General features: G+C 62.2%; 10 protein-coding genes. 3 read left to right on the forward strand and 7 right to left on the reverse strand.

Translation table 11 applies throughout. The features are described 5' to 3' along the window. Positions 1-101: 101 nt before the first annotated feature. The 6 genes from VG320_RS28890 to VG320_RS28915 form a co-directional block, all read right to left on the reverse strand. On the reverse strand, positions 102-2,252 hold the full coding sequence (locus tag VG320_RS28890; RefSeq protein ID WP_327203497.1) for a phosphocholine-specific phospholipase C: 2,151 nt from the start codon (positions 2,250-2,252) through the stop codon (positions 102-104). 68 nt (positions 2,253-2,320) lie between these two features. After that, positions 2,321-2,722 carry a hypothetical protein gene (locus VG320_RS28895; protein WP_327203498.1) on the reverse strand — a complete coding sequence of 134 codons (402 nt, stop codon included), beginning with the start codon at positions 2,720-2,722 and terminating at the stop codon, positions 2,321-2,323. Positions 2,723-3,051: 329 nt separating this feature from the next. Continuing rightward, complete coding sequence (locus VG320_RS28900; RefSeq protein WP_327203499.1) at positions 3,052-3,324, reverse strand: hypothetical protein; 273 nt, start codon at positions 3,322-3,324, stop codon at positions 3,052-3,054. A gap of 148 nt (positions 3,325-3,472) precedes the next feature. Next, positions 3,473-5,014, reverse strand: coding sequence for an intermembrane transport protein PqiB (locus VG320_RS28905; RefSeq protein WP_327203500.1), 1,542 nt, complete (start codon positions 5,012-5,014; stop codon positions 3,473-3,475). 95 nt (positions 5,015-5,109) lie between these two features. Continuing rightward, positions 5,110-5,310: a hypothetical protein gene (locus VG320_RS28910; RefSeq protein ID WP_327203501.1), complete on the reverse strand. Its 201-nt coding sequence runs from the start codon at positions 5,308-5,310 to the stop codon at positions 5,110-5,112. A 58-nt stretch (positions 5,311-5,368) separates the two neighbouring features. After that, complete coding sequence (locus VG320_RS28915) at positions 5,369-6,031, reverse strand: DUF3313 domain-containing protein (protein WP_327203502.1); 663 nt, start codon at positions 6,029-6,031, stop codon at positions 5,369-5,371. A 226-nt stretch (positions 6,032-6,257) separates the two neighbouring features. Between VG320_RS28915 and VG320_RS28920 the strand changes: the two genes are divergently transcribed. The 3 genes from VG320_RS28920 (at position 6,258) to VG320_RS28930 (ending at position 7,783) form a co-directional block, all read left to right on the forward strand. Then, entirely contained in the window at positions 6,258-6,839 is a 582-nt protein-coding gene (locus tag VG320_RS28920; protein ID WP_327203503.1) for a TetR/AcrR family transcriptional regulator, read from the forward strand. A gap of 102 nt (positions 6,840-6,941) precedes the next feature. Further along, complete coding sequence (locus VG320_RS28925; protein ID WP_327203504.1) at positions 6,942-7,271, forward strand: hypothetical protein; 330 nt, start codon at positions 6,942-6,944, stop codon at positions 7,269-7,271. Positions 7,272-7,318: 47 nt separating this feature from the next. After that, entirely contained in the window at positions 7,319-7,783 is a 465-nt protein-coding gene (locus VG320_RS28930) for an RbsD/FucU family protein (RefSeq protein WP_327203505.1), read from the forward strand. A 22-nt stretch (positions 7,784-7,805) separates the two neighbouring features. Here VG320_RS28930 and VG320_RS28935 read toward each other — a convergent pair whose 3' ends face one another. Continuing rightward, complete coding sequence (locus tag VG320_RS28935) at positions 7,806-8,132, reverse strand: DUF1330 domain-containing protein (protein WP_327203506.1); 327 nt, start codon at positions 8,130-8,132, stop codon at positions 7,806-7,808. Positions 8,133-8,408: the final 276 nt, after the last annotated feature.

Genomic DNA, 8,408 nt, shown 5'->3' on the forward strand with positions numbered 1-8,408 from the left:
GTGGATCGGCGCGAAGGGGAGTCAGGCGTAAAAAGACAACACGGCGCCCGAAGGCGCCGTGTGAAGGCGGAGTGGGGATCGGCGCGAACGCGCCGTCGTCGTCAGCTCAATTTCGTGACGGGCGCGACCGCAGCCGGATCGCTGATGCTCGGGCGGCCGGTTTCGACGTGGCCGGCGTAGCGGCGCGCGAAGGTCGAATCGTCGGGGCTCGTGACCGTGAGGTCGTACCAGTGATGGCTCGACGCGAGCACCCACGGTTCCTCGATGCGCGCGTTGGCGGGCACCACCACCAGGCGCTCACGCGCGCCGTAGGCGTTGTCCGTCACCGTGAGTCGCGCGATGCCGCCGCCGTGGTTGGTGAACTTCAGGAACAGGTTGCCGTTCGCGACGTCGTATTGCGCGGAGACTTCGGGCTGCGGCGTGCCGTTGTGCTTGCCGAAGAACCCTTGCGTCGATGAGGAAGACGAACTGGCTGCCGTGCCCGAGAAACGCCGCACGAAGCCATTCGGGCCGTGCACCTCGAAGGCGTAGACGCCGTTCGTCACGCTGAGATCCCACGTATCGTCGATCGACTTGCCCGCTTCGACCGTATAGCGCCACGGACCGTCGCTGCGATTCGTGCCGTACACATAGAAGTGCGCGCCCTGGCGGCCCTTGTTCGAGAAGGTAATCGAGAGCGTCTTCTTCGACGGATCGACCTGGGCGTTCACGTGCAACTCATAGGGCAGCGCGCGCGCATAGCGCACGCCCGGCTCCTGTGCATCGATCGGGCCAGGCGTGGCGGGCACGGTCGGGGCCTTGTTGGCGGAGCACTGGTTGTCGGCCTGCGCCATGTAGTTGCTCGTATCCGGCAGCGACGGAATCGACGAATCGGGCGTGCGGAAATCGAACGCCGTGGTGAGGTCGCCGCACACGGCGCGACGCCATGCCGTGATGTTCGGCTCATGCACGCCAAAGCGTTCTTCGATAAAGCGGATCACCGACGTGTGATCGAACACCTGCGAGCACACGAAGCCGCCCTTGCTCCACGGCGACACGATGGTCATCGGCACGCGCGGGCCGAGACCGTAGGGCAGGCCGTCGGCAGTGTACTTGCCGCCGCGCCCCGGATTGACCACGTTGTGAATTTCGCCTTCTACGCTCACCGTCGATTTGCCCTGCGTCGACGTCGTAGGCGGCTGCGGCGGCACGATATGGTCGAAGAAACCGTCGTTCTCGTCATACATGATGAAGAGCACGGTCTTGCTCCATACTTCGGGGTTCGAAGTAAGCGCCTCCAGGATCTGCGAGGTGTACTCCGCGCCGTAAGCCGGCGTGTATTTCGGGTGCTCGGAGAAGGCGGCAGGCGGCAGCAGCCACGACACCTGCGGCAGATTGTTGGCAAGCACGTCGTTCTTGAGATCGGCGATGGTGCGCACGGTCTGCGCGCGCTGATAAAGCGCCGAACCCGGTTGTGCGTTGATGAAGTTGGCGAAGTTCTGCAGGATGTTGGTCCCGTAGTTGCCGTTCATCGGATCGTTGCCGTTGGTGCCCTGCTGGTAGATCTGCCACGAGATGCCGGCGGCCTGCAGGCGCTCGGGGTAAGTGGTCCAGGACAGCAGTTGATAGGCAGGCGGCACGTCGCCGTCCACGAAGTCGTTGTTGTCGAGCAGCGGGCCGCCCATCGTGCCGCTCGGATCGACCATGCCCGTCATCAGATAGGCGCGGTTCGGATGCGTCGGCCCCGGCAGCGAGCAGAAATAGTTATCGCAGACGGTGAACGCATCGGCCAGCGCGTAGTGGAACGGAATGTCCGCGCGCATGTAGTAGCCCATCGTCATGTCGGTCTTGTACTGCGGCCACTGGTTGTACAGACCGTTGTTGATGGCGTATTGCGTCGGATACCACGAGTGGTCGAGATCGCCCACGCATTGCGCGCTGGTCGTCTGCGTGTCCAGGTGGAACGGCAGCACGGGTTTGGTGGCGTCCTCCTTCGACGGCTGATACCAGACCGGCTGGCCGCCGGGCAGCGGAATCGGCAGGCGGTCGTTATAGCCGCGCACGCCGCGCAGATGACCGAAGTAATGGTCGAAGGAGCGGTTCTCCTGCATGAACACGACGATGTGCTCGACATCGCGGATCGAACCCGTGCGCGAGAACGCCGGGATCGCCAGGGCGTTGCGGATGGACTCGGGCAGGACGGTCATGGCCGCGGCGGCGGCGCTGGAGGAAGCGACTGTCTGCAGGAAACGGCGACGGCTGTTTGACGTCATTGTTGTGCACCTTTCTGCTTGTTGGATGGATGTGTGCATAAGCACACGAACGGTGTATGAACGGTGTATTACTGACGCGTCGTTGCGGTACTGCGGGAATCGTTGCTGGACTGCGATGGCTCGTCGCCGGGGGCGTAGCTCATGACGGGCGCGACCTGCTGGCTGTCGGCGGCGAGGCTCGCCTGCACGCTCTGCACCGGATCGCTGGCATAGGCGTAACTGGCGGGGTTCGCGGTATCGGCGGGCGCGGCAGTGCCGATGCCGCTGGCCAGCGTGGTGTTCGCCGTGGCCGCGCCAGGTGCTGCGGGCGGCGCGGGCTGGAGCGCCGCGCTGTCCTGCTGCTGGACGGGGGCGCTGGCCGTCTCAGGTGCCGACGAACCCACGCCTGGCCCGCACGCGGCGAGCGAGATGGTTGCCAGCACAACGGAAATCACGGCCGCTGAGGATGGCTCGAACAGGCGTCTTTGCATATGCGCTTTCACTCCGATGGATCGGGTCGGCGCACAGTTTCTACGGTCTCGAAGAAAGAATTGTGAAACGCGTGAAAACGTTTGCGAGCGATGATTTTTCTATGCAAACGTCTTAAAAGCGAATGAAACGGGTGCAATATTTGATGTCGAAACAGTGTCAATTACAAACTGTTTCTAATTCGCACGTAGGGGAAAGTTTTGAATGCAGCGCGCGCGGCGGCTCGATCGCGAGCGCCGCTTGATTGAAAGGCGAATGAAAAAAATGCGGCAAGCCGACGGAGCCGCCGGCTTGCGGGTGTTCTGGCTGTGAAGAGGCTGTTAAGCGGCTGTCAGGCGGCCCGCTGCCCAAGCGCCTCTTCAACGATGCGCCGTCCCACGCTGTAGCCACGCATGAGCGCATCCACTTCGGTCACAAACCAGCGGTCGCCGATATCGGTCAGGCGCATTTCCGGGAAGCACGGTTCCTGGCGGTCGGATTTATAAATCGACACCATGGCGACGTAGCCCGAATCAACCATCCGGACTTTGCGCAACACCGGCTCCGAGATGGAATCGGTGCAGACTCGAATGGCATATCCCATGTAATCGTAATTGCGTTCCATGCCTGTTTGCTCTCCCTGCGACGATCTCAGCCTGTAAATAAAGACCTCTCCCGGAATCCAGCGGCGACGTTGACCTTCAAGGAGTGTTCTATCCAAGGTTAACGAGCGCCGCCAGGAAAAGTTGATAGCAAGTAATGTGCCCCGATTTTTACTTTCCCCACAGCAGGGATTCGGGATGGCGCTCGAGATAGTCGGCCAGCGAATCGATACTGGCCAGCGTCCGCTTCAGTTGCGCCAATGCCAGGTGGACGTCCGACTGCAAGGGCGAATCCTGCTGCAGCGTCGCACGCGCCGCCGCGAATGACTGTTGCGCCGCGCCGAGCGTGGACTGCGCCTGCGGCACGATCTGATCGTTGACGGACTTGAATAGCGTATCGGCGTTTTTTAGCGACGCTTGCAGGTTGTTGCCGATCCGATCGAATGGCACGCGGTCGAGCTTCGTGACGATGCTGCTCAACTGGTCCTGAAGTTCTTCGATCGCATTGGGCACCGTAGGCAACTCAACCGGCTCATGTTCCACGTCGAAGCGCACGGCCGGCGCATGGGGAAAGAAGTCGAGCGCGATATAGCGCTGACCCGTCAGCGCATTGCCCATGCGCAGTTGTCCACGCAGACCTTGTTCGATCATCGCGCGCAGCAAGGCGCGGCCGCCCGAACTGTCGCCTTGTCCGAGCGCTTCCCGATAGCGGCGTCCCAGGCGATCCGGGTAGAGATTCACCGTGGCCACCATGTCGAAGACGCCACGCGCAAGATCGCGATCGACGTCGATACGGACGACTTCGCCTAACTCCACGCCCCGAAAATCGACGGGCGCGCCCACGGCAAGACCGCGCAGCGATTCGTGAAAGCGCAGGCTGACGGGAGCCGCGAATCCTTGCGTCAGGGCTATCGCATCGGACTGGCTGTCGCCTAGCGGGAAACGGGTGCCTTCGTTGGCAATCGCTTTCTTCGATGTATCGTCAGGAGAATCGAATTGCACGCCGCCGTTCAGGATCGTAGCGAGAGAAGAGGTATCGACGCGCAATCCGTTTGCATTCAGCCGCACGTCGAAAGCGCTCGCACGCCACCAATGTGACGACGCGGTGACATAGCGGGCGAAGGGTGCTTTGACGAAAACTTCGATGCCGACTTCGTCGCCGTTTTTGCCCAATGTATAGCCCAGCACTCGCCCGACCTGCACCCGCCTGAAATAAACCGGCGAGCCCGCTTCGAGCGAACCGGGCGAGGCGGCGCGCAATTCGAACCGTGTTCCGTCAAGCGATGACGAAACCACGGGCGGTGTTTCGAGGCCGATAAAGTTCCGGCATGCCTTGGTTGAGCGGCTCATTTCCGCGGCGATATATGGACCGCTGACCAGCGTGCCGATGTCGGACACGCTCGCGCCATCGACGCGCGGGCGCACCACCCAGAAGCGCGTACCGCAGGAGGCCAGACGAGCGGCGTTTCCCGTGAGGCGAACCACCGCCGTGACGTGCGTGCGATCGCTGGAAAGACGCGTCGCCTCCAGCCGACCGACTTCGACGCTGCGGTAACGCAGACGCGTCTTGCCAACCTGCAGACCTTCGCCGGTGGTGAACGTGATGCAGAGTTCCGGGCCGCGCGTAAGCGCTTGATACGCGAGCACGCCGGTAACGACGAGCGCGGCAAGCACCGGAATCTGCCACGCGCGCCCAGACTTTGTGCATGCCATCTAAAGACTTCCGGTCACGATATCGCGCAAAGTGCCAAACAGGCGACGAAACATCCACGCAAGCCGGAAAAGCGTGTGCCGCAACGTGGCGCTATTCATGGTGTGAAACCCAGAATCAGCGTCAGATACGCCAGACTGAGCGCTACTCCCGCAATCGTTCCGAAGTAGTCCCGCGCGCCGGGGCCGCACAGAACGTGCGCCGGAATACCCACGGCGAGATAAGCGACGATAAAGACCAGCGTGATCGTGAGCGGCGGATATCCCAGTGAAATAGCGGCTTTCGCAAGCTGATTCATGATCAGTCATCCTGATTAAATGAGTGGTATTCCGCCGCTTGTACGTTACTGACGCCGCTCAGTGCAGTTGTGCGACCAGTGCCTGCGCGCCTTTATCCAGGCCGGTTTTCGCGGCGGCGAGCGAGCCGAAAGCCGCCGGCAGATTCATCGCATTCGGATATTGCTTCGTGACGTAGGCTTTCAGGAGACGGTTGTCGCTGCTGTCGTAGACCTCGACGGCATAGGAAACCGATCCGCTGAACGCCCCCTGGCCGCCGCGTACCGCCTGCACGCCGTTATAGAGATTGCCGGCGATATCGAAATGCATGGCTTGCCCGACGAGCGGCGTGGTTCGCTGCGCGCCCGTGAGCGTGAGTTTGATGCGCAGCACGCCTGGACCTGGCTGGTCGTGCAACTGAAAGCGCTTGCCGAGGTTCTCGGCGAAGGTTTTCTGCGCGTAGCCGGCGAGCACGGTTTTGTCCTCGTCCTTCATATCGTTGAATTGCGCATCGGCGCCTTGATAGACCGTCACCGGGTCGAGGACGACCTGCGTGTAGCGCGACCAGACGACCGGCGCGGCATACGCGAACGGCACCTTGGCGCGGTCGTCGCCGTGATTCGGCTGAAGTCTGGGGGCGGCGTCGATGCCCGAATACGCGACCGGTTGCACGCCTGCGCACGCGGCGAGGGTGAGGGACAGCGCGCCGGCGCTCAGGCAAATGGCGAGTCGTTGGCTGAACATGTGAGCTTTCCTTGGGTGGGATACGTGGATGGGAATGACAAGCGAAGTCTTCCCAGCGGACGCAGCGTAACCGCAAACCCAAAGAATGTAAACCGTCTACCCGGTTTGTTTTTATCGGGGCCGGTCGGCTAAGATAGCGCCTGCACCGCTGCGGCGCAGGTCGCGGCGGCGATTCCTATTCCAGACGCGGCGCTCAGCTGCGCAGCAGTGAAGCATTCAATTCGACATGGACAACCCGACTCGCTCCGAGCTTTCACGCAAAAAGGCCATCGCCGCCGCGCTGGCTATTCTGACCAGGGAAGGCGTGGGCGGCCTGACCTTCGACTCGCTGTCGCGCGAAAGCGGCATCAGCAAAGGCGGGCTGCTGCATCAGTTCAGGACGAAGCAAGGCGTGCTGGAAGCGCTGCTTGAACATCAGCGCAATGAATTTCGGGCGATTGGCGCCGAATACCGGCAGACCGAAGGGCGCGACAAGGCCGAGCCAACGCTCGCCTCGCAGATCGCCATCTACCGCCAGGCGCTGAATCAGCCGCATTCGGTGGCGCGCGCGATGCTGGCCGTGATGGTCGAGTCGCCGGGCATGCTGGAAGCCAGCCGCGACCAGGATGGCGAGGTCGCGAAGGCGATCGAAAAGGAAGCCGCGGACCACGATCTTTCTCTGCTGCGCTATTTTGCGGCCAGCGGCATGGCGTTCAATCTGCTGATCGGCTTGACCGAACTCGACGAGGCGACGCGTAACCGGCTTTTTGACCGCTTGCAGAACGAAGATAGCTGGAAGCCGGTGCAGTCGAAGAAGAAGGGCAAGTAAGCGCTTCGGCTTCGATCCGGCCTTGATTCGGCCTCAGACGCCGATCCCTGCGCCGCATTCAGGTACGATGGGAAGATGATGCACACGAACCTGGGGCCTCTCATGGATACGTCCTCTCGCGAGCCGCACGAAGCTGCCGTTGAAGCACTGGCAACGCTATCGGAGTATCTCGAACGCTCACTGGACAAGGGCGCTAGCTTGATCCTGGTGCGCTCCCAGTCCGACCGCAGCGATATCTATCTGGGCGATGCGGGCGAGGCCCAGGAAGAGTGGACGCGCTGCGGTTTTATCCGCAACGCGCTGGTCGCCGAAATCCTGGGCGCGACCCAGGCGGGACTCAATTCCCTGTTGATCGACGGCCAGACCTATCGCTTCGTGCGCACGTTCACGCAGGTCGCCCAGCACGGCGCGATCGTTTTTTCCGCCGCATAAAGCCGGCGCAGAAGAACAGTATTCCGAACGATTCCGCCGGAGGCGTAGTGCTCAAGAATCTCGATCCGCTGCTCAATCCCGATGTGCTGCACGCGCTCGCCTCGATGGGGCACGGCGACGAAGTGGTGATCTGCGACGCGAATTTTCCCGCCGCCGCCGTGGCGCGCGATTCGGTGCTCGGCCGTCTGCTGCGTATCGATGGCGTGGATTCGCCGCGCGCGGTTCGAGCGGTGCTGTCGGTGCTGCCGCTCGATCGCTTTGTCGATCATCCGGCGCTGCGCATGGAAATAGTCGGCGATGCGCAATCGCTGCCCGCCGTGCAGCGCGAGGCGCAACGCGAAGTCGATCACGCCGAAGGGCGCGCGGTGCCGTTCGCGTCGCTCGAACGCTTCGCGTTTTACGAACGCGCGCGCCGCGCCTACTGCGTGATCGCGACCGGCGAGGCGCGCGGCTACGGCTGTTTCGTGTTCAAAAAGGGCGTGCTGCTAGCGGCGGACGAGCCGCGCGGCTGAGCCCCTGAATCCCTGAATCCGTTCACGTGCGTTCGAGCACCTCGGTCGCGCGATGCGGCTGCGCCACCTGATCGACGATAAATACATCCCCGCGCGCGTGTCGCGTGCGCAGCGGCAAGATCGCTTGATAGGCGGGGGAGTCGTACCACGCGCGAGCCCGCTCGCGGTCGTCGAATTCGATCACGATCAGATCGCCGCTAAAGCGGCCTTCGAGCCGCTCCACCGGGCCGCCGTGCAGGATAAAGCGCCCGCCGAACGGCGCGAGCGTCGCGTCGATTTTCTCCAGATATTCGACGATGTCGGCACAAAGCTCGACTTCGTGCAGATGGCCGATGGCATAGCTCGTCATGGTGATCCTCGCGTGGTGGATGGACTGATAACGAGGATAGGGCGCCATGCGAGGCTGATCGATTACCTCCGAGGTAAATCGGCGCCAGATCATTCAGGCCAGATATTTTTCAACTCGCCGCAAAAAACACTTGCCAACGCTAGGGGAAAACCCTAGAATTAACTCGTCTCCTCCATGTCTCCTCCTGATATGGATTCAGCCCGCCCAATTCAGGCGGGCTTTTTCTTTTCCAGCGCCGGAAATCGCGGCCGCGTCGCCCTGCTCAGGGTCTTGCCT

The organism is Paraburkholderia sp., from assembly GCF_035948235.1.
GTDB lineage: Bacteria > Pseudomonadota > Gammaproteobacteria > Burkholderiales > Burkholderiaceae > Paraburkholderia.

Bases quoted from the DNA above. Each gene is read 5' to 3' on its own strand.
- VG320_RS28900 (WP_327203499.1), bottom strand. From the start codon at position 3,324: ATGGAACGCAATTACGATTACATGGGATATGCCATTCGAGTCTGCACC.
- VG320_RS28895 (WP_327203498.1), bottom strand. From the start codon at position 2,722: ATGCAAAGACGCCTGTTCGAGCCATCCTCAGCGGCCGTGATTTCCGTT.
- VG320_RS28905 (WP_327203500.1), bottom strand. From the start codon at position 5,014: ATGGCATGCACAAAGTCTGGGCGCGCGTGGCAGATTCCGGTGCTTGCC.
- VG320_RS28915 (WP_327203502.1), bottom strand. From the start codon at position 6,031: ATGTTCAGCCAACGACTCGCCATTTGCCTGAGCGCCGGCGCGCTGTCC.
- VG320_RS28935 (WP_327203506.1), bottom strand. From the start codon at position 8,132: ATGACGAGCTATGCCATCGGCCATCTGCACGAAGTCGAGCTTTGTGCC.
- VG320_RS28920 (WP_327203503.1), top strand. From the start codon at position 6,258: ATGGACAACCCGACTCGCTCCGAGCTTTCACGCAAAAAGGCCATCGCC.
- VG320_RS28890 (WP_327203497.1), bottom strand. From the start codon at position 2,252: ATGACGTCAAACAGCCGTCGCCGTTTCCTGCAGACAGTCGCTTCCTCC.
- VG320_RS28925 (WP_327203504.1), top strand. From the start codon at position 6,942: ATGGATACGTCCTCTCGCGAGCCGCACGAAGCTGCCGTTGAAGCACTG.
- VG320_RS28910 (WP_327203501.1), bottom strand. From the start codon at position 5,310: ATGAATCAGCTTGCGAAAGCCGCTATTTCACTGGGATATCCGCCGCTC.